This is a genomic window from Afipia sp. GW822-FHT03D08 (genome assembly GCF_058801645.1).
In genome coordinates, this window is sequence record NZ_JBXANK010000003.1 from 117493 (window position 1) to 138537 (window position 21045).

At 63.2% G+C, this 21045-nt stretch carries 16 protein-coding genes and 1 pseudogene; 8 read left to right on the plus strand and 9 right to left on the minus strand.

Going from position 1 to position 21045, the window contains the following annotated elements; translation table 11 throughout:
* Positions 1-4 precede the first annotated feature (4 nt).
* Entirely contained in the window at positions 5-349 is a 345-nt protein-coding gene (locus AC1RM7_RS19715; protein ID WP_024920323.1) for a DUF952 domain-containing protein, read from the plus strand.
* Complete coding sequence (locus tag AC1RM7_RS19720) at positions 346-1440, plus strand: quinone-dependent dihydroorotate dehydrogenase (RefSeq protein WP_006022926.1); 1095 nt, start codon at positions 346-348, stop codon at positions 1438-1440. The genes AC1RM7_RS19715 and AC1RM7_RS19720 overlap by 4 nt, the downstream gene beginning before the upstream one ends.
* On the opposite strand, the gene AC1RM7_RS19725 is transcribed toward AC1RM7_RS19720, so the two are convergent.
* The 4 genes from AC1RM7_RS19725 to AC1RM7_RS19740 all read right to left on the minus strand — a co-directional run bounded on the left by AC1RM7_RS19725 (position 1415) and on the right by AC1RM7_RS19740 (position 5838).
* Positions 1415-2704 carry an MATE family efflux transporter gene (locus AC1RM7_RS19725; RefSeq protein ID WP_024920324.1) on the minus strand — a complete coding sequence of 430 codons (1290 nt, stop codon included), beginning with the start codon at positions 2702-2704 and terminating at the stop codon, positions 1415-1417. The two genes, AC1RM7_RS19720 and AC1RM7_RS19725, sit on opposite strands and share 26 nt — an antisense overlap.
* Positions 2705-2761: 57 nt before the next feature.
* Positions 2762-3067, minus strand: a complete 306-nt coding sequence (locus AC1RM7_RS19730) for a DUF6460 domain-containing protein (protein WP_024920325.1) — start codon at positions 3065-3067, stop codon at positions 2762-2764.
* Positions 3068-3133: 66 nt separating this feature from the next.
* The gene (locus AC1RM7_RS19735) at positions 3134-4810 is read right to left on the minus strand and encodes a cisplatin damage response ATP-dependent DNA ligase (RefSeq protein ID WP_024920326.1); all 1677 of its coding nucleotides are present in this window, start codon (positions 4808-4810) and stop codon (positions 3134-3136) included.
* Positions 4807-5838, minus strand: coding sequence for a ligase-associated DNA damage response exonuclease (locus AC1RM7_RS19740; protein ID WP_024920327.1), 1032 nt, complete (start codon positions 5836-5838; stop codon positions 4807-4809). Before AC1RM7_RS19740 ends, AC1RM7_RS19735 begins: the two co-directional genes overlap by 4 nt.
* Positions 5839-6083: 245 nt before the next feature.
* Here AC1RM7_RS19740 and AC1RM7_RS19745 point away from each other — a divergent pair, with 245 nt between their 5' ends.
* Positions 6084-7010 (plus strand): class I SAM-dependent DNA methyltransferase, encoded by a 927-nt coding sequence (locus tag AC1RM7_RS19745; protein ID WP_024920328.1) that lies wholly within the window; start codon positions 6084-6086, stop codon positions 7008-7010.
* A 9-nt stretch (positions 7011-7019) separates the two neighbouring features.
* On the opposite strand, the gene AC1RM7_RS19750 is transcribed toward AC1RM7_RS19745, so the two are convergent.
* Positions 7020-8450 (minus strand): outer membrane protein, encoded by a 1431-nt coding sequence (locus AC1RM7_RS19750; protein ID WP_024920329.1) that lies wholly within the window; start codon positions 8448-8450, stop codon positions 7020-7022.
* Positions 8451-8748: 298 nt separating this feature from the next.
* Between AC1RM7_RS19750 and AC1RM7_RS19755 the strand changes: the two genes are divergently transcribed.
* The 5 genes and pseudogenes from AC1RM7_RS19755 (at position 8749) to AC1RM7_RS19775 (ending at position 14896) form a co-directional block, all read left to right on the plus strand.
* Positions 8749-9966, plus strand: coding sequence for an ABC transporter substrate-binding protein (locus AC1RM7_RS19755; protein ID WP_024920330.1), 1218 nt, complete (start codon positions 8749-8751; stop codon positions 9964-9966).
* Between the two features lie 77 nt (positions 9967-10043).
* The gene (locus AC1RM7_RS19760; protein ID WP_024927746.1) at positions 10044-12605 is read left to right on the plus strand and encodes a ligase-associated DNA damage response DEXH box helicase; all 2562 of its coding nucleotides are present in this window, start codon (positions 10044-10046) and stop codon (positions 12603-12605) included.
* Between the two features lie 6 nt (positions 12606-12611).
* Complete coding sequence (gene pdeM, locus AC1RM7_RS19765; protein ID WP_024919715.1) at positions 12612-13304, plus strand: ligase-associated DNA damage response endonuclease PdeM; 693 nt, start codon at positions 12612-12614, stop codon at positions 13302-13304.
* 33 nt (positions 13305-13337) lie between these two features.
* Positions 13338-13466, plus strand: a pseudogene (locus AC1RM7_RS19770) (EamA/RhaT family transporter); the annotation flags it as partial.
* Positions 13467-13561: 95 nt separating this feature from the next.
* The gene (locus AC1RM7_RS19775; RefSeq protein ID WP_024919714.1) at positions 13562-14896 is read left to right on the plus strand and encodes an NRAMP family divalent metal transporter; all 1335 of its coding nucleotides are present in this window, start codon (positions 13562-13564) and stop codon (positions 14894-14896) included.
* Here the strand turns inward: AC1RM7_RS19775 and AC1RM7_RS19780 are convergent.
* The 4 genes from AC1RM7_RS19780 to AC1RM7_RS19795 all read right to left on the minus strand — a co-directional run bounded on the left by AC1RM7_RS19780 (position 14893) and on the right by AC1RM7_RS19795 (position 20881).
* Positions 14893-15675: a TIGR02186 family protein gene (locus AC1RM7_RS19780; RefSeq protein WP_024919713.1), complete on the minus strand. Its 783-nt coding sequence runs from the start codon at positions 15673-15675 to the stop codon at positions 14893-14895. The genes AC1RM7_RS19775 and AC1RM7_RS19780 overlap by 4 nt on opposite strands.
* On the minus strand, positions 15672-16598 hold the full coding sequence (locus AC1RM7_RS19785) for a sulfite exporter TauE/SafE family protein (protein WP_006022914.1): 927 nt from the start codon (positions 16596-16598) through the stop codon (positions 15672-15674). Before AC1RM7_RS19785 ends, AC1RM7_RS19780 begins: the two co-directional genes overlap by 4 nt.
* A 215-nt stretch (positions 16599-16813) precedes the next feature.
* The gene (locus tag AC1RM7_RS19790; RefSeq protein ID WP_024919712.1) at positions 16814-20110 is read right to left on the minus strand and encodes a tetratricopeptide repeat protein; all 3297 of its coding nucleotides are present in this window, start codon (positions 20108-20110) and stop codon (positions 16814-16816) included.
* A 195-nt stretch (positions 20111-20305) separates the two neighbouring features.
* Positions 20306-20881, minus strand: coding sequence for a TetR/AcrR family transcriptional regulator (locus tag AC1RM7_RS19795; RefSeq protein WP_492837468.1), 576 nt, complete (start codon positions 20879-20881; stop codon positions 20306-20308).
* Positions 20882-21045 lie beyond the last annotated feature (164 nt).

Consider the following 21045-nt stretch of genomic DNA (forward strand, 5'->3'; position numbering starts at 1 on the left):
CGCCGTGTCCACGATCTACAAGATTTGCCCCGCGTCGGCTTGGCGCGAGGCCGAGCGGCAGGGCGCCTTTCGCGGCAGTGCCGACGACAAGCGCGACGGCTTTATCCATTTTTCCACCGCGTCCCAGGTGGCGGGGACCGTCGCCAAGCATTTCGCAGGGCAGACGGGGCTGTTTCTGATTGCGGTCGATGCCGAGGCGCTGGGCCCGGCGTTGAAATGGGAACGCTCGCGCGGCGGCGAGTTGTTTCCGCATCTCTACGGCGAACTCGACACCGGCGCCGTGACAGAAGTCCTCGACCTCCGTGCGCGCTCCGACGGTTCGCACGATATTCCGGAGCTTGCGTCGTGATCCGTGCTTTCGATGCTCTCACGTTGCCGCTGCTGCGCCGGCTCGATCCGGAAGACGCCCATCGGCTGGCGATCGGCGGGCTGCGGCTGTTGCCGCCGGCCAAGCCGCGCCCCAGCGATCCCAAGCTTGCGGTGCGTGCCTTCGGCCTGAACTTCCCGAATCCTGTCGGCATGGCCGCGGGTTTCGACAAAAATGCCGAAGCACCGGACGCGTTGCTGCGGCTGGGTTTCGGCTTTGTCGAGATCGGATCGGTGACACCGAAACCGCAGGACGGAAATCCGCGCCCGCGGCTGTTTCGCCTCGAACAGGACTCCGGCGTCATCAATAGGATGGGTTTCAACAATGACGGGGCGGAAGCCGTGCTTCGGCGGCTCGCCGCCCGGTCGCGTCTCGGCGGCATCGTCGGCGTCAATGTCGGCGCCAACAAGGACTCGATGGATCGCACGGCGGACTACGTCCGGCTGATTGAGCTGTTCGCGCCGGTGGCGAGCTACTTCACGGTCAACGTGTCGTCGCCCAACACGCCTGGCCTGCGCAATCTGCAGCAGGCGGCGGCGCTGGACGATCTTTTGGCGCGGGTGGTCGATGCGCGCGAGCGCGTGCGCAAGAATGCCGGCGATTCGCCGCTGCTTCTGAAGATCGCGCCGGATCTGACGTTGCAGGAACTCGACGATGTTGTGCACATTGCCCGCTCGCGCCGGGTCGACGGCATGATCGTCGCGAACACTACGCTGGCGCGGCCCGCCTCATTGCGCGAACAGGCCCGCGCGAAGGAGCAGGGCGGATTGTCCGGGCGGCCGCTCTTGAGGTTATCCACGCGCATGGTTGCGGAAACATACGTACGCGCCGAAGGCGCGTTTCCGCTGATCGGCGTCGGCGGAATCGATTCTGGCGGGGCTGCGCTGATGAAGATCCGCGCCGGCGCCACTCTGATCCAGCTCTATTCGTCGCTGATCTACAAGGGCCTCGGACTGGTCGAAGACATCAAGGCCGACCTCGTATCCACGCTGCGGCGGACCAGCCGCGACAGTCTCTCCGAAATCGTCGGCGCGGATGCTGCGACGATTACCGCGGAGCCGTGGCCGGACTAAGCTTTCCGTTGCCGAATGAAGCCCTGAACAGCGCGGGATAACGCAGCGCCTGCAAGCCGCCGCGCGCGACATAATGAATCAGGAGCGCGCTCCACAGGCCCGCATTGCCGAACGGCCGCAGAAGCGCCCAAGCCGTGAGGAAGATCAACAGCGACAGCAGCATGAGATTGCGCATGTCGCGCGCCCAGGTCGCGCCGATGAAAATGCCGTCATAGGCGAATGCGAAAAAGCCGACGAGCGGCGCAAGAATGACAAAGACGAGATAATTGTTCGCCACGCGTTGAATATCGAGGTTTGGCGTCATCACCGCGATCAGACCCGATCCGAAAAAGAAGTAAGCGGTACTCACGGCGAGTGCGAACACCGATCCCCACAGCATGATAAGTCTGGTTGCGGTCAGGAAGCCCTCGCGGTCGCGCTTGCCGTAGGTGCGCCCGCAAATCTGTTCGGCGGCATTGGCGATGCCGTCGAGAAAGAAGGCGCTGATCAGAAGGAAATTGTTGAGGACGGCATTGGCGGCAAGCACGGTGTCGCCGGCGCGTGCGCCTTGCGACGTAAAGAAAAGAAACGCGGCGATCAGGGCCGCGGTGCGAATCAGAATGTCCCGGTTGACCGCGAACATGTGCAGGAGCCGCTCGCGATCGAACAGCCGCTCCGTGCTGATATCGAATACACCGCCGAGCAGACGCCAAGCCAAGGCCGCGCCGACAATAAATCCGGTGGTTTCCGCCAGCACCGCCGCTATCGCCGCACCAGCGATGCCCTTGTTCAGCACCAGGACGAGCCACGCTGTCATTGCGATGTTGGCGACATTGATCAGGATTTGCAGGGCAAGCGCGGTTTTCGCGCGCGCTTGACCGACGAACCAGCCAAGCAGAACATAGTTGCCGAGCGCCATCGGCGCGGACCACAGGCGGATCGCGAAGTATTCGCGCGCCGCCGCCGTCACAGGCTCGCTGCCTCCCATCAATGACAGGATGACAGTCCCGAGAGGTTTGCTCACGGCAATCAGCAGCAGGCCGATTGCCGCCGCGACGATAATCGCGCGAAACAGGGTTGCGCGGATTTCAACATGATCCCGCGCGCCGAGAGCCTGCGCGGTGAATGCGACGGTGCCCATGCGCAGGAAACCGAACAGCCAGAACAGGCAATCGAAAACCACCGATGCGATGGCGACGCCGCCGAGCAGGGCGGGGTCACCCAGTCTGCCGATACAGGCCGTCGCGACGACACCGAGCAGCGGCGTCGTGAGGTTGGCCAGCATCGCCGGACCGGCGATGCTGAAAACCTGTGCGGTTGTGACTTTGGCCGCGTCTCTCAATCAGCGCGGCCGCTGGGTGCTGAACAGCCGCGAGATCAGCCAGACCGGGATCACGATCACCGCGCCGAGCAGGAAGTAACGCCACACGCCGTTGATGAAATCGAAGCCCAGATTCCAGATCCAGTCGATCAGCCGGCGGATGCTGTAGATGATGTTCCACGGATCGAAGCCGATCGCGGCGAGCACGACGCCGACCAGCAGCGACAGCAACACCAGCCGCAGCAGCACCGCCAATGGCGAGCCGCCGAGAAAACGCGACAGGCTGTCGTCGTTCCTGGCTGGGATTTCTCTCACGTCGTCCGGCATTGTCGTCTCCTCGGTGGGTGCGCCATCGCACAATAGCACGCCACATGGGGAACTGTCTCGGTTGCGTCAATGGCCGCTGGCGGTCGCCGGAGAGGAAATCTCGCTCTCGGAGATTAACATCCGTTCAAGTGTCTCCAGCCGGTCGGCATCGCGTGGCGGCTTGTCCCACCGCAGCCGGCTGATCCGTGGGAAGCGCATGGCGACGCCGGACTTGTGCCGCGCCGAGCGCGCCAGTCCCTCGAAAGCCACCTCGAACACCAGTCCCTGATCGGGCTCGTGCACCACATGGCGCACCGGGCCGAATTTCTCGGTGGTGTGGCGGCGGACGAAGCGGTCGATTTGAATCAACTCCTCGTCGGTGAAGCCAAAATAAGCCTTGCCGACCGGCACGAGCTGATCGGCGCCGTCGATGCTCGTCCAGACGCCGAAGGTGTAATCGGAATAATACGACGAGCGCTTGCCGTGGCCGCGCTGCGCATACATCAGCACGGCGTCGATGATGTGCGGATCGCGTTTCCATTTCCACCACTGGCCTTTCGGCCGGCCCGGCAGATACGGCGCGTCGCGGCGTTTGAGCATCACACCTTCGACGGCCTCCGAATCTTCCCCGGCTCCGGCGCTGGCCGGATCGGCCCGCGCGGCGGCGAGATCGTCCCAGGTCTTGAACGGCACCTGAGGTGACAGGTCGATACGCGGATCATTGAGTTGCGCCACAAAGGCTTCGAGTTTCGAGCGCCGCTCAGTGAAGGTCAGCATGCGCAGGTCGTTGTCGCCGTCACTCAGCAGATCGTAGGCGCGCAGATGAATCGGATAGTCCTTCATCAGCTTCGGCGTCACTGATTTGCGGTTCAGGCGCTGCTGCAAGACGTTGAACGTCTGTACGCGTCCGTCGCGCAGCACCAGCAGTTCTCCGTCGAGCGCGCCGGGAAATCTTAGGGATGGCACCAGATCGGGAAAGCTCTTGGTGATGTCTTCGCCGGTGCGCGAATAGAGACGGGTGAGGATGTTGCCGCGCTCGTCCCTCCCGCTCACAGCCTGCACGCGGATGCCGTCCCACTTCCATTCAGCGGTGAAGTCGTCCGGTGCGAGATTGGCGAAATCCGTATCCTCGATGGCATGCGCCAGCATCACCGGGCGGAACGGCGCGGGATCGCGGTTGACCGGCTTGTCGGCGCGGCCTTCCAGCCACGCGAACAGATCGAGATAGGGCGGCACGAGTCCGGGCCAGATCAGTTCGACATCGTGAGCGTCCTTGTCGCCGAGCGCAGCGGCAGCGGTTTTTGCCAACCGTGCGGAGACGCCGATGCGCAGGCCGCCGGTGACCAGTTTCAGCAGCGCCCAGCGGCCGGTCTCATCCAGTTCGTCGAGCCAACGCACGAGCTGTGCAGGGATTTCGGTCTTGCCGAGGGTGTTAAAGGTGGTCACGACTTCCGTCAGCGTCGGTGGCGGCGGAGAGTTGGTAGCGCGCTTGTCGGCGGGCCACATCAGCGCCACCGTTTCCGACAGGTCGCCGACATAGTCATACGATAGCGCAAACAGTGTCGGATCGGTGCGCGCGGCAATCAGGTCGCGGATCAATCCCGCCTTGGCGTGACGAAACGACAGCGCGCCGGTCAGCGCCGCCAGCGCCCAGCCGCGGTCTGGGTCCGGCACCTCGCGAAAGTAGTTTGTGATCAGCCGCAGCTTGTTGTTGCGGCCGGGCTCATACGCAAGGCGGTCGAGCAGATGCGCAAACCGGTTCATGACGTCGCCTCTTCCGGCGCAGCGCCTTCGTCCTCGTCACCGTAGCCGACCAGATCGAGCGGCCGCGCTTTGAGGCCCTTCGACTGACACCAGTGAACCAGTGCGTCTTCCTGGCCATGCGTCACCCAGACCTCGCCTGCGCCGGTCGCGTCGATGGTCGCACACAATCCGTCCCAGTCGGCGTGATCGGAAATCACCAGCGGCAGTTCGATGCCCTTTTGCCGCGCGCGGGCGCGCACCCGCATCCAGCCCGATGCAAACGCCGCGACCGGATCGGGAAACCGCCGCGTCCAGATGTCGGTGATCGCCGAAGGCGGCGCGAGTGTAATGGTCCCGGCAAGGTCAGCCTTCTTCACGCCTTTCGCGAGCCGGAGCTCGCCGAGATCGATGCCGCGGCTCTCGTAGTAGCGCGTGATTTTCTCCATCGCCCCGTGCATGTAGATCGGTGCGGTGTAGCCTGCCGCGCGGATCATCGCGATGACGCGCTGTGCCTTGCCGAGTGAATACGCGCCGACCAGATGGGCGCGCTCCGGAAACAGCACGACCGATGCCAACAGTTTGGCAATCTCGCCTTCGACGTTGGCGTGGCGGAAAACCGGCAGTCCGAAGGTGGCCTCGGTGATGAAGACGTCGCACGGCACCACCTCGAACGGTACGCAGGTCGGATCAGGCGTGTCCTTGTAGTCGCCAGAGGCGACGATTTTGGTCTTGCCGCTGCTGACGGCGATCTGCGCCGAGCCCAGCACATGCCCGGCGGGATGGAATGTGACGCTGACCCCGCCCAGCTTGATGGTCTCATCGTAGGAAATCGCCTGCGTGCTGCCGGCGAAATTGTCGCCGTAACGGAGCCTCATGATGTCGAGGGTTTCCTGCGTCGCCAGCACCGCACCATGGCCAGGGCGGGCATGATCGGAGTGGCCATGGGTAATCAGCGCCCGCTCCACCGGCCGTACCGGGTCGATATGAAAGCCGCCCGGCTTGCAGCAAAGGCCGGCGGCGACGGGCATCAGGATGTCTTGCGGGCGCATGTGTAGTGGTCCGATTCTAACATTCGCATCGCGTCTCGGCAGGCACCCTTGCGAATGTTAGAATCAAGGGACCACTAGCAAATATAGGTTTCTAGTGGAGTTTTGGATTTGACATTCGCTTGCGGACTCGCGGGAGCAGGGAGCGAATGTCAAATCCACTCCACTAGGTTATATAGTCGCTCGGAAGCTGCATTGGAGTCTGGTAAGTCGTGAGCGGCTTCTGTTTTGGGGTTCAGATCAAGTCCATGCCTGCGTCCTTGTTCCTCTCGTCAGGAAACCTGATCGCCGACCGGCGCTATGATTTCGGACGCGACCTGCAATTGCGCGGCGATCTTGCCGCCGCAGCCGATCTGATGATGCAGGCAGCGGAACTCGAACCCGGCTTTGCTTCGGCGTGGTTCGCGCTCGGCGATCTGCGCGAGCAGATGGGCCAGCGCGACGACGCGGTGAACGCCTATCTCCGTGCCCGGGATGCCGACCCGGATGATCGCCACGGCGCGAAGCTGCGGCTGATGCGTCTTGGCGTCGAAGATCTCTCCGCCATGCCGCCGGGGTATGTGCGTGCGCTGTTCGATCAGTATGCGCCGCGGTTCGACAAGACGCTGGTGAACGATCTGGATTACCGCGGGCCGGCGGTGTTGCTGAAGGCGGTGCTGGCGGCGCGTCATGCGGCAAAGCTGCCGGCGCATTTCAAGCGCGCGATTGATCTTGGCTGCGGGACCGGCCTTGTCGCGCGCGAGTTCGGCTCACTCGCCGATGAATTTATCGGCGTCGATCTGTCGTCCGGCATGATCGAGCGCGCGCGTGACACGGGCCTCTATGCACGTCTGGATGTCATGGACATGCTGCAAGGCTTGCAGGCCGAGAGTGACGCGAGCGCAAACCTGGTCATCGCGGCGGACGCCTTCGTTTACGTACCGGAACTGGATGCGTTGCTGGTCGAGACGGCGCGTGTTCTGACGCCGCAGGGTTTGCTGGCGTTCACGGTGGAGACGCACGCTGGCAAAGGTGTAATTCTCGGTCCCGGGCTGCGCTACGCCCACGGCGAGGCCTATCTGCGTAAGGCAATTGCCGATGCCGGATTGACGCTCTGTGAGATCACCGCGGTATCCACCCGCATCGAAGCGAACGAGCCCGTACCGGGACTGGTCGTCACCGCAAGCAAGGCCTGACCGCTGCGATCAGTACTTCGCGGTCACCGGCGCATCGAAGTGGTAATTCACGCCGGTGCGGAAGATGTGATTGGTCTCTTCTGTCGTCAGGTTGTGCTGAACGCCGTTGAGATTATAGCTGTTCGATGCGCTGCCGAGATCGATGTAGAGATACTCGGTCTTTACGGTCCACTGACCGGGCTTGAACCAGTCGAACAGTTCGAGCGGCGTTTCGACGCCGGCGCCCAGCGCCCAGCCGGCGCGCACATCCTTGAAACTTGCGGTGCCGTTGATTCCAAGCGTGGTGATGTTTTCGGTGACGCGGGTCTTGACCTCGCCATAGGCGAGACCGCCGGTGGCGTAGAACAGCGTCGGGCCGACGCCGTATCCGATGCGCGCGCGAACAGTGCCGAACCAGTCAAGCTTCTGACGATAGACGGCTGACGTGGCTGCCGTGCAGGTGAACAGGCAGCTTCGATCGGTCTCCTGAGTCGAATACTGGATGTCGCTCTCAAGACCGTACACGACATTGCCGCGCTGCCAGTTGTAGCCGGCCTGCAGGCCGCCATTGTAGCCGCGCGGCGCAAGGTCGAAATTGTTGCTGGCTGTGACGCCGGACAGGACGGTATGGGTCGTGGCATCGCGCGCGATGCCTGAACCGCCGTTGCCACCGGCGTAGAAGCCGGTCCAGTTCGCGGCAGGCGTCTGCGCAAACAGGCTGCCGTTGCCGCCAATGCGGTAATTCACGCCTGCACGGAAAATGCTCTCGCGCACTTCGGTGCCAATCACATGGGGCGTTCCACCAAGCACGAAGGCCTGGTTGATCGATCCGAGATCGACATAGAGATATTCGATCTTCGCGGTCCAGTTGCCGCCGAGCGCCGCCTCGATGCCGCTGCCCAGAGCAAACCCGGCCCTCGTCTGCTCAACTGCGAAAGTGCCCGCGTTGATGCCGATGAGGCGTTCAGTGTCGCTGACCTTGACGCCGCCATAAGCGAAACCGCCGGTGAAGTAATTGAGGATCGGGCCGGAGGCATAGCCGACGCGGCCGCGCACGGTGCCGAACCAGGTCATGTCCTGCCTGAGTGCGGCGCTGCTCGGCACGCTGCAGGTCAGGATGCAGTTGGCGTGATTTTCCGTCCCGATGCCCTGAATGTCGGCTTCCGCGCCGATCACCCAGTTGCCGAACTGATAGTTGTATCCGGCCTGGCCGCCGCCAACGACTCCCAGGGACGCGAGGTTGAAGGTTTCGAACGAGCCGCCGAAGCCGAGCACATTGAGGCCGGAGCGGCCTTCGCCGCCAACAGCAACGCCGACATTCACGCCCGCATACAAACCGGTCCAGTCATAGGTCGTCGATGCGACAGGCGCTTTCCTGAACACAAGCTTGGCAGGAAGGTCCGCAGCTCGGGCGCTTACCGTCATTGCGACAAGCGCGGCCGCGATCAAAAACTTCTGCATGCTATTCCAATTCAAAGCCCGGTGCTGTTTAGCGGGTGGCGAGGTATTCCGCTGTACCTTCCCGGCCACACAGGGCCAAATTGTCGCAGCGCGTCTTCACGAAATTTTGCTGGAGCTAGAGGCGGTTACGGCGCAGGCAAGCAAAATAACCCGGCGGGCGTGCAAAACGATCGGTGTGACGTCAAAACGCAAGACAGTGCTCCTGAGCACGGCAGGATGCCGTGATCTGCGTCCGACCCGGGATGAATCGCCGGAAAAACAGAATGTCATTGGACCAATTCAGGGAGACAACAAGAAAATGAAAACGACGATGAAATCGTTCGCGGTCGGCGGGGCGCTCGCCGCTGCCGTCCTGATGGGAGCGTCCAGCGCGCAGGCCCAGAAGAAATACGATCCGGGCGCGAGCGACACCGAAATCAAACTCGGCCAGACCGTGCCGCATTCGGGACCGGGCTCGCTCTATGGCGTGATCGGCCGCACCCAGGCGGCGTATTTCCAGATGCTGAACGAAAAGGGCGGCATCAATGGGCGCAAGATCACGTTCCTGACGCTGGATGACTCGTACAGCGCGCCGAAGACCGTGGAGGCGACGCGGCGTCTGGTCGAGCAGGAGGAAGTGCTCGCGTTGTTTGGCTCGCTCGGCACCGGCCCGCAGACGGCTGTGCAGAAATATCTCAACGGCAAGAACATCCCGCAGCTCCTGCTCAACACCGGAGCCGGACGCTGGAACGATCCGAAGAATTTCAAATGGACCACGCCGGGTCTGCCGCTTTATCCGACCGAGGGCCGAATCCTTGCGCGCTACCTCTTGCAGAAGAAGCCGGACGCCAAGGTCGCCATCCTCTACCAGAACGACGAGTTCGGCCGCGACTATATGAATTCGTTCAAGGAGATTTTGACGGAAGCCGGCGGCAAGGTGAAGGTCGTCGCGGAGGCATCCTATGATCTCACCGATCCGACCATCGATTCACAGATGATCAATCTGTCGAAATCCGGAGCGGATGTTTTCTACAATATCTCCACCGGCAAGGCGACGTCGCAGTCGATCCGCAAGGTCGCCGAGCTTGGCTGGAAGCCGCTTCATCTTCTGGTCAGCACATCGAGTGGCCGGTCGATTTTGAATGCGGCCGGCGCGGATAATGCCATTGGCATCGTGGCCGCGAGTTACACCAAGGAAGTCGGCAGCCCGAAATGGGCGGATGATCCCGATGTGAAAGGATTTCAGGAACTGCGGACAAAATATCTGCCGAATGTCGATCAGGACAACACGATCGCGTTTCAGGGTTATTCGCAGGCGGTGACCATGGCGCGCATTCTCGAAAAGTGCGGTGACGAACTCACCCATGCCAATGTTCTGAAGCAGGCCACATCGCTGGCGGGTTACAAGGCACCGATCTTCCTGCCCGGCATCACCTACTCAACGTCTCCGGATGATTATTCGCCGATCAAGACGCTGTTCATCGGAACTTTCAACGGCAAGGACTGGGATCTGGATACACAGCCGGTCAGCCAATAACCTAAGACGTGCGAGGGCAGGGTGGAATTTCCGCCGCTGCCCTCGACCGTGACCGCGCGACGTCTTACTTCTAGGGCGTGAAAACCAAAACCCCGGCATCGCCTGATTTGCTGCCCGAGATTTTCCAGCGCTGGTTCGCGGCGCGGGGTTGGTCGCCGCGCGTGCATCAGCTCGATCTCCTGGCAAAGGCGCGGGACAACCGGTCAGCTCTGCTCATCGCACCGACGGGTGCGGGCAAGACGCTGGCAGGATTTCTGCCGACGCTGGTGGAACTGGGCACGCCTCAGCCGAAATCCGCGAAGACGATATCGACCGGCCGCAGCGTGGTGCGCAGCGGTGGTCTGCACACACTCTATATTTCTCCGCTCAAAGCGCTGGCGGTGGACATCGCCCGCAATCTAGAACGTCCTATCGCCGATATGAAACTGCCGGTCCGTGTGGAAACCCGCACCGGCGACACGCCGGTGTCGCGGCGGCAGCGACAGCGTAAATATCCGCCGGATATTCTGCTGACCACGCCCGAGCAGCTCGCGCTACTGCTGTCGTCCGACGATGCGCCGTATCTGTTCTCATCGCTGAAGCGGATCGTGCTCGACGAACTCCACGCGCTGGTGACATCAAAGCGCGGCGATCTGCTGTCGCTCGGTCTCGCGCGGCTGTGGCGGCTTGCGCCGCAGGCGACGGCCGTGGGCCTGTCGGCGACGGTCGCGGAGCCTGACGATCTGCGGCGCTATCTGGTGCCGCAGACCGGCGGCGTGCAGACCATGGCCGATCTTGTCATCGCGGATGCTGGCGCTGCGCCGATCGTCGAGATGCTCGATACCAAGGAGCGGCTGCCGTGGGCCGGCCACATGGCGCGTCATGCGCTCGGCGAGATTTACGATCTGGTCAAGTCTAACAAGACCTCGTTGATGTTCGTCAACACCCGCGCACAGGCGGAAATGCTGTTTCAGGATCTCTGGCGCATCAACGACGACGGTCTGGCGATTGCGCTCCATCACGGTTCGCTCGATGTGGCACAGCGCCGCAAGGTCGAGGACGCGATGGCGGCGGGCAAGCTGCGCGGCGTGGTCTGTACCTCGTCGCTCGATCTCGGCATCGACTGGGGCGACATCGATCTCGTCATCAATGTCGGCGCGCCGAAAGGCGCGTCGCGGCTGATGCAGCGGATCGGCCGCGCCAATCATCGTCTCGATGAGCCGTCGCGCGCCGTCATGGTCCCGGCGAACCGGTTCGAGGTGCTGGAGTGCCGCGCCGCCATCGATGCGGTCGCGGAGAATGCGCAGGACACGCCGCCGCAGCGCACCGGTTCGCTCGACGTGCTGGCGCAGCATGTGCTTGGCTGCGCCTGCGGCGAGCCGTTTCTCGCCGATGAACTTTACGCCGAGGTACGGAGTGCCGCGCCGTATATGGATCTGCCGCGCAAGGATTTCGACGATGTGATCGATTTCGTCGCCACCGGCGGCTACGCGCTGAAAAGCTACGAGCGTTTTGCCCGTATCAAGCAGGACAAGGCCGGCAGGTGGCGGGTCACCAATCCGCGTGTGCGCCAGAGCTACCGTCTCAATGTCGGCACCATTGTCGAAGAGCCGATGCTGAAGGTGAAGCTGCTGCGTGGCAGCAACAAGGGGGGCGGCTCGACAGGAGCCATCGCGCGCGGCGGGCGGATGCTGGGCCAGATCGAGGAATATTTCATCGAGGGACTCGTGCCGGGCGACACCTTCGTCTTCGGGGGCGAGGTCGTGCGTTACGAAGCGCTGATGGAAGACGAGGTTTACGTCTCGCGCAGCAACGACGCCAATCCCAAGGTACCTTCCTATATGGGCGGCAAGTTTCCGCTCTCGACCTATCTCGCCGAACGCGTGCGTTTGCTGCTGGCCGATCAGCGCGCGTGGAAGGGCCTGCCCGATCAGGTGCGCGAGTGGCTGTCGCTGCAGGCCGCGTTCTCCCGTGTGCCGGGATCGCGCGAACTGATCGTCGAAACCTTTCCGCGCGCCGACAAGCACTATCTCGTCTGCTATCCGTTCGAAGGGCGGCTTGCCCATCAGACGCTCGGCATGCTGCTGACGCGGCGGCTGGAACGCGCGCGTGCCAAGCCGCTCGGCTTTGTCGCTAACGAATATGCACTCGCCGTATGGTCACTCGGCGATCTGTCGGCGATGGTCCGCAATGGCCGTCTCAACCTCGACGCGTTGTTCGATGCCGACATGCTCGGCGACGATCTCGAGGCGTGGCTCGCAGAATCCGCGCTGATGAAGCGCACGTTCCGCACCTGCGCGGTGATTTCAGGATTGATCGCACGCCGCTTCACCGGCGAGGAGAAATCGCGGCGGCAGGTGCTGTTCTCGACCGACCTCGTCTACGACGTCCTGCGCAAGCACCAGCCCGATCATGTGCTGCTGCGCGCCGCGCGGTCTGATGCCGCAACCGGCCTTTTGGATATTCGCCGCCTGAGCGATATGCTGATCCGCATTAAGGGCCGAATCACGCACAAGGAACTCGATCGGGTTTCGCCGCTGGCGGTGCCGGTGATGCTGGAAATCGGCCGCGAAGCGGTTTATGGCGAAGCATCGGACGAGTTGCTGGCGGAGGCCGCCGAGGAACTCGTGAAAGAGGCGATGCCGCCCGATCAGGATTGACAAGAGATGCAAGGGGCGCAGGCGACAGATCGAATCCAGGCCGTCACCGTCGCCGGCATTACCTTTTTAGCTGACCTCGCCGGCGCGCTGTTCTGGGAAGACGAGCGCCTTCTGGTTGTCTCCGATCTGCATCTGGAAAAAGGGTCCAGCTTCGCGCAGCGCGGCGTGCTGCTGCCGCCGTTCGATACGGCGGCGACGCTGGCGCGGCTCGGCTCCGTGATCGCGCGGCATGATCCGCGCACGGTGATCGCGCTCGGCGACAGCTTCCACGACCGCGACGCGCATGAGCGGCTGTTACCGGACGACCGCGATGCTCTGTCCGCCTTGCAGGTGCGGCGCGACTGGATCTGGATTTCGGGAAATCACGATCCGGCCTTGCCGCGCGATCTCGGCGGGACGGTCGCGGATGAAGTCGCGTTCGGCCCGATCATGTTTCGTCATGAGCCGACCGGCGCGGTTGGCGAGATCGCAGGCCATCTTCATCCCAAGGCGCGGGTATCGACGCGTGGACGCTCGGTCGAACGGCGCTGTTTTGCCAGCGACGGCGAACGTGCGGTGATGCCGGCATTCGGCGCCTATACCGGAGGCCTGAGCATTCGCGATGTCGCCTTTGCGGCGATCTTTCAGACGCTGGCTTTCACCGCACATGTGCTGGGTGACCGGAAGGTGCACAGCATCGCGGCGTCGCGCTGTTACTAAGATCTAAGCTGCTGGCTGCTGCTGCTGGGTGCTTTTGCCTGTCTCGTGTTGCTTGGCTCGATCCCTGAACACGTCGCGGCATGGGACCTGCTCGGCATCGTTCCGGTCGCGCTTGGCATCTACCTCGTTACCCGATCAGTGGTCCCATCAGCCACGGCATGATTTGATCTAACCCCTGGACTTCGGGCCGCCGACACGACAGACATCGTGGAACCCGGCCGCATGGCGGCCGTTATCTGCCGCGGCTGGATATGGGCATGGCAAACCACAAGATCGATCATCGCAAGACAGATCATCCGGGAAGGGTGGTTCAGCACGATAGCAAGCCTGAGCCGTTCAGCCTGCGCGGTTTTCTGAAGACCCTTGGCCCCGGCCTCGTCACCGGTGCCTCGGATGACGATCCGTCCGGCATCGGGACTTATAGCCAGGCGGGCGCGCAGCTCGGTTACGGCATCGGCTGGACCATGCTGCTGACATTCCCGCTGATGGTGGCGATTCAGGAAATCTCTGCCCGTGTTGGTCGCGTCACAGGCCTTGGCATCGCCGGCAATGTCTGCCGGCATTATCCGGGTTGGGTGCTCAACATCATCGTGGCGCTGCTCTTCATCGCCAACACGATCAACATCGCAGCGGATCTGGCAGCCATGGGCGATGCGCTCAAGCTATTGATCGGTGGTCCGGGCTTTCTCTACGTGCTGGTGTTCGGTGTTGCCTCGACGGTTGCCCAGATTTTTCTCGACTACAAACGTTACAGCTCCGTGTTGAAATGGCTGACTCTCAGCCTGTTCGCTTACGTCGCCGCGCTTGCGGTGACGAAAGTCTCGTGGGGCGATGCCTTGCGCGGAATCGCCATTCCGCATGTGCAATGGACTTCGGCCTTCCTGACCACGCTGGTCGCCATCCTCGGCACGACCATCTCTCCCTATCTGTTTTTCTGGCAAGCCTCTCAGGAAGCGGAGGATCAGCGTATCGATGCGAAGAAGCAGCCGCTGGCAGAGAAACATTACGGCGCCGAGAAGGAGTTTCATCGCATCCGCGCTGACACCATTGTGGGAATGGCTTTCTCGAATCTGATTGCGGTCTCGATCATCATCACGGCAGCGGCGACACTGAATGCGGCGGGTAAAACCGACATCGAAACGTCCGCGCAGGCGGCGGAAGCACTCAAGCCTATTGCCGGCGCTTTTGCCGAGTTCATTTTCGCGCTCGGCATTATCGGTACCGGCTTGCTGGCCGTTCCGGTGCTCGCGGGGTCCGCAGCTTACGCGATCGGCGAGGGCCGCAGATGGCCGGTCGGTCTTGCCCGCAAGCCGCGTGAAGCGAGGGCGTTTTATTCGGTGCTGGCATTGTCGGCCGGTATCGGCATCGGTCTTAATTTTACGCCGATCAATCCGATCTCGGCATTGTACTGGAGCGCTGTGATCAACGGCGTGCTCGCGGTGCCCGTCATGGTTCTGTTGATGGTCATGGCGCGCCGCCGCGATGTGATGAGCAAGTTTGCGATCACCGGTCCGCTGTTCTGGCTGGGGTGGCTGTCGACGGCAGCAATGGCGGTCTGCGTAGTCGCGATGATCGCAGGTTTCTTCTTCTAGTCCCTGCGGAAGACCACAGACGCCAGCCATCCGGTCATGATCGCCATCATCGCGGTCGCGAGACCATAGAGCAGCCCATGATAGCGGGCTGAATTGGCGACGAACTGTTCGAAGCCGACCTTGACGATTTCAAACGCGGTTTCCGTTTTGGCGAGAACCGCGCCGTCGGCGAACAGCTTGATGTCGACCGTGTAGGTTCCGGTCGGCACCTCCGCGGGCAGCGGAATTCCGGTCCGAAACAGCGTCGGCGTAAGGAATGTCACCGCATTGGTCTGTTCGCGGTAAAGCCCGTGGTCGGTACGCAGCCGGACGAAGGCGGTTCGGAACGGGTCGCTCGCGACCGTGTTGGCGACATCCGGCCCCATGCGCTGCGGCAGCGGGAAACTGGCCATGCCGATCTGCTGCCGGCGCTGCACATCCGGCGCGGCGATGTTGTCGATCGGGCGGTTGGCGAAGATCCCGAGATAGGCCGGGACCTGAATGAACTCGCGTGAATCGACATTGATCCAGATGCCGAGCTTGCGTTCCTTGCGCCGCGTGACCATGTCGGCGCGCGGTCCGCTCACCGTCACCACGATGTCGTAGGCTGTGCCGGGCGGCTTGGATTTGCTGTCGCGTTCGATCGATCCGAACAGCACGAGTTCTTCGCCGGAATAATTCGGCGTCACCGTGATGCGGTGGTTGGAGACCGAGACGATCAGGTTCTCCGCGCCCGCAGTCATGCTCGCGGCGAGGGCGAGCAATAGCGCTGCGAAGAAGGGGAGTGCGCGATGTCTCATCCGCCAATCCCCAGATCGCGAATGGAGTAGAGTTCATTCGGCCGGATCACCAGTTCAACCGCAAAGCGGACCCCGACCGACAGGATCAGAAGCCCGAGCAAGAGGCGCAGATGTTCACCGCGGATTCGCTGGCCGGCCCGCGCGCCGAACTGTGCGCCGATCACGCCGCCCACCATCAGCACCAGTGCCAGCACCGCATCGACCAGATGATTGGTTACGGCATGCAGGATGGTTGCGACCACCATCGTCACCAGTGTCAGCGCCATCGAGGTGCCGATCACGGTCGCGGTGGGCACCCGCAGGACATAGATCATGATCGGAATCAGCAGGAAGCTGCCGCCGATGCCCATGATGGCGCCGAGAAAACCGACCAGCAGCCCGATGGCAACCACCGGGATCACGGAGAGATAGATCTTGGAGCGCTTGAAGCGCATCTTCAGCGGCAGGCCGAGTATCCATCCCTGGGCGCGGGCCCGCCGGGTGATGGCCGTGTTGCCGCGCCTTGCACGCAAGATGGCGCGCAGGCCTTCGAGGAACATCAGGGTGCCGACGGCGGTCAGCAGCACCACGTAAGACAGCGCGATGATGAGGTCGAGCTGACCGACCGATCGCAGCAGCGCGAAAATCCAGACGCCCAGCGCGGTGCCAGTGACGCCGCCGCAGAGCAAAACCATTGACAGCGCCGGGTCGATCGCGCGCTTGCGCCAGTAGGATAATGCGCCGGAGAAAGACGACGCCGCCATGTGGCTGGATACCGAGGCAACGGCGACTGCGGGCGAGATCCCGACGAAGATCAGCAGCGGGGTCATCAGAAATCCGCCGCCAATGCCGAACATGCCGGACACGAATCCCACCGCCGCACCCATCGCCAGGATGAGAAACACATTGATCGGAATGTCGGCGATGGGGAGGAAAAGTTGCACGCGCGTTCGCTTGAATTTTGGCGCGGGGCCGGGCCCTCGCAGCAGTGGATATGCCGCGACGCGGGTTATGCGCCGCGCCCCTGCTTAGCCGAAATCGTTTGCGGGCGCGCTAAAGAATCCGGCAAGCGGTCCGAAAAATGCGCAGTGTGGTTTCGGGATTGCGCCGCGTTAATGTTAACGCGAGCGCGGGGCCCCGGCGCCGCGGCTTCGGGGATTTACTGGACGCGGCTCGCGCTCTTAGCGGCCGTCTTGGCGGCCGGCTTCGCCGCTGGGGTTGCAGGCGCGGCAACGTCCCATCCGCCGGCAGGCGCGCCAACGGCGGTGGCCTCGTCTGGCTGTGCTTCGGGAACGAAAGTCTGTGTCGCGAGCTTCGCTGCGGCAAGCGACTGGGCATCGAGGCGCTTGGCGATGTCATCCCGCTTGCGGCCGGAATCCGCATCGCCCTGGGCCGCGGCCAGGCTGAACCACTTGAAGGATTCAGCGAGATTCTGTTCCACGCCGATGCCGCGGGCGTAGAGAATTCCGAGATTGAACTGGCTGTCCGCGACGCCGCGTTCGGCCGCCTTGCGGAACCATTGCGACGCGCTCTTGTAGTTCGGTCCGGCACCGCCGCCGTCAGCGTCGAGCACCGCGAGATTGTGCATGGCCTTGGCGCTGCCCTTCTCGGCGGCCTGCAGGTAGAGGTTGCGCGCGGTCTCGACGTCTTTCTTGAGACCGAGACCCTTCTCGTACAGCGTGCCAAGGCGGAATGTCGCCGGGACGATGCCGCCCTCCGAGGCGCGCTCATACCATTTCGCGGCCGTGGCATAGTCCGATGCAACACCGCGGCCTTCGGCGTAGCGCACGCCGATTTCAAAGGCTGCACCCGGCTCGCCCCTGTTGGCCGCGTTACGCAGCGCGGCGCTGCCGATCGTCTCGGGCAACTTGTCCGCGACCGGGGTCAGCTTGATCTTTGGATTGGTCTTCGGCGCGGGCGGGACTGTCACGGAAACCCGTTCACGCGGCGTGGCGATCGAGCCGGTGACATCGGGCGCAGCAGGAGCGGCAGCAGGCACGGCGACAGGTTCAGCCGGTGCCGCAGCGGGGATCGCCGGCATCTGGGGGACGGAAATGATCTGTGGGCCGCTCATCGGCGACTGGCGCGTGAGCAGCGTCGGCGACGTCATCGACGGCGTGATCGCAGGCGAAGCATCGGAGCGCGGTCCGTCTTCCGGCGCAGCCGGTGGTGCCGGCGGCGTCACGCTGGATTCGGCGGGGAGCGACGAGTTCGAACTGTCGTGTCCGCTCAGCAGGTTCATACCCATCTTGACGGTGCCGAGCACGATCACGACCACGCTCGCGCCCACCAGGAGCGCGCGGATCTTCGAGGAGATGCCGGAATCTCCGATCGCCGCAGCCTTGGCGGCGTTGCGGGCAGCATCGTTGAGCGCGGTCACGCGGTTTGGTTTCTGCCCCGTTGCCGCGGGGGGTGCAGCAGCGGCGGCCTGCGCGGCGCGGCGTGCGGCCTGAATGAAGTTGGTCGAGCTGACGGGCTCCTGCTTGCTCGCGGAAATCTCGCTCAGAACGACTTCCGACGCGGCAATGCGCTCGGACGGACTGGATCCGCCGCGCGACGGCTGCATGCGGGTTCCCGGCTCAAGCGGATGATCCGGCGGCAGGCTGGGATCGATCGGGCTGCGCGGGCTCGGCGGCGGGCGCACCGATGCGGGTGCGGCGGAAGGCGCTTCCACGCGGGAAGGCTGCGCGATGTCGAGTGCCTGCGCGGCAGATTGCGCCACTTGCGGGCGTGCGATGGGAGCCTGCGCCGCAGCTGGATTTGGCATTTCGGGACGCGGCACCGGCGCGAAGGATGTTGCCGGACGCGGCGGCTCCGGCGCATAGGCCTCGCGCGCGCGGGGTTCGGGCATCGCCTGTTCGCGCGGCATCTCGCGCGGTGTGGGAGCTATTCGGGCATTGCGCAGGTCGCCCTCGATCTGAGCCAGCCGATCGACGACGTGGCCGAGCGTATTGTGAACCGCTTCGAGCGAGTCCTGCGTATTCCGGTTGGTTTCCGACTGGCTGAAACGGATGTCGGTCAGTTCGCGCTTGATGGTATCGACAAGCTCGCTGTCCATCGGCGGCGCCATGCGCAGGCCTGGATCGGCGGCTGCGCTGCTGGTGCGCTGATTTTCAAGATGACGGAGAATGTCGGACAGGCCTTCCTCGACCCGTGCGAGATTGCCGCCGCGGGTCTCGGAGGCTTCAAGCCGTTCGAGCAGATGATGGACGCGCTGCTCGACATGGCTGAGCGAAGCGGCGCTGTCGTTGCCGACCTGAAGGTTGTCGAGCCGGTCCGAAATCGTGCGGACGGCATTGTCAAAATAGACGGTGTCGCCCGCGGGCGGACGGTCGCGCTGCTCAAGCGCCGTGGTCAGCACGGCGATACGCTGTTCGAGCGCCGACAGAATGTCGTTGCTGCCGCCGGCTCGTGCGAGCTGATCGACCTTGACCGACAGTGTCTGGACATGACCGGCGAGTTCGTTCAGCGCGTCATTCGATGCGACATTCGAGACGATCACCTTGAGCGCGGCGATGGCGTCTTCAAGCTGCCGAACCGTTGCCGGATCGTGGCTGGACCGCACGATGGTGTCGATCTTGCCGCCAAGATTGCGGATTGCGTCGTCAAAGCCGGCGAGCTGTTCGGCGGGCTTGAGTGCGCGCAGTTCGCTGTAGATGTCGGACAGCGCGCGTTCGATGCCGGACAGCGCCGTGCTGTCGATGCCGCTGGAGCGCGTCTCGTCGATGCGCCGTCCGAGCGAGCGGATTTCGCCTTCGAGGGATTCGATCGCGCGGCGCGGCATCGCCTCGGTGATCGCCTGCCGGATCTCACTCAGCTCGCTGCGGAACGAGGCGATCGACTGCTCGATGCCATCGGGCCGGCGCAGCATTTCGATCTGGCTGGTGATCTGGGACAACTGCCGTTCGAGGCCGGAGAAGTCGGCCTGCGGCTGGATCGGTGGTGCATGGTTCACGAACGACGGCGGCGGCATCCGCGTGGACGAATGCGGCATGGCACGAGGCGCACCGTCGAGTTCGCCCTGCCGCGCAACGATTTCCGCGATGGAGAAATCCATCGGAGACAAACTGGGCGACATCGCGGGCGCCATGACAGGGGCAGTGCGGGCGGCCGGAGCAGCCTGATAGGGCGGATGAGAGGACGGAGTGCCGGCCGAGATCTGCGACAGCCGCGCGTCCAGCCGCGAAATGGCGTCGTTCAATTGCCGGGCCACGGCAGGATCGTTTTTCGGGGCACCCGGAGCACGCGACATGTGCTCGACCTGGCGGCTGATGGAGTCCAGCCGCTTGTGAATTTCGGCGACGTCCTGGGCTTCGCGGGGTGCGGCTGCGGGCGTGCCAATTGCCGAATTCAGCCAATCGCCCAAGGACATACCGGCACGGCGCGCGGAAGCTTCGGCCCTTTCGCGGACCGATGGCTCGATTCCGTCAACACTCCACGATACGCGCGCTGTCATGCCTTGGTCCGGTCTTGGCGCTGGCTCCTGCCAGTGCGCTTCAGACCCCCGCGTCCCATTGAAGAGACAATCAAATTTCGACGCGAGACGTCTGTTTCCAGCCCCGACTTTTTCGCGTTACGGTAAATACCGGGTTAATGAAACGGCAGCGGCCGGATTATTAATTCGGCCTTATGACTTTATGGGCCGGAGGCGTCAGTTCGAGGACGGCCGGGTGAACAGGCCGCTGAGATCGCCGAGATCCGCTTCGGTGATCGTTCCGTGAGCGGAATTCATGACCGACGACTGCCCGATATAGGCCCAGTAAATGAACTCCGCGCGGGGCATCGACGCCTTGGCGTCAACGCCGGATTCGCGAAGAAGCTTGGCGATATAGGCGACACGCTTGGCATCGACCGTTGAGACGACCTTGGCGGCATCGGCATCCGTGGCAGCCCATGAGCGGAAGGCGCGATCGAGGCTTCTGTCTTCCTTGAAGGCCAATTTCATCAAATAAGTCAGCCGGGCAGGTCCCGTGATCGACGAATCGATCTCGCGGACCACGCCATCCGTCGCGCGTTCTTGCCAGGTCGCCAGAAGCTGGGTGCGAAAATCGGCAATGCTCTCGAAATGCCAGTAGAAGCTGCCCCTTGAAACCTGCAGTCCCTCGGCCAGCATGCCGGTTTTCAGGGCCGCGGCGCCTTGGCAGGCAAGAGTCCGCAGCCCGTGGGCAATCCATTGCTCGCGGGTGAGGCGGTCTTTCGAGAGTGAAGATTCGGCAGTTTCCACCATGCACAAGTGTATTGACACAAAACGGCGCCCCACGCTAGGCTCCGTACAGATGTGTACGGAGAAATGTGACACCGGAACTGGCGTCGGTATGAATGGTGCCCGATACTCTCGCGCCTGCTGATGACGGCGCGTATCGCGCATCCATGTCATAGTGAGGTCATCGA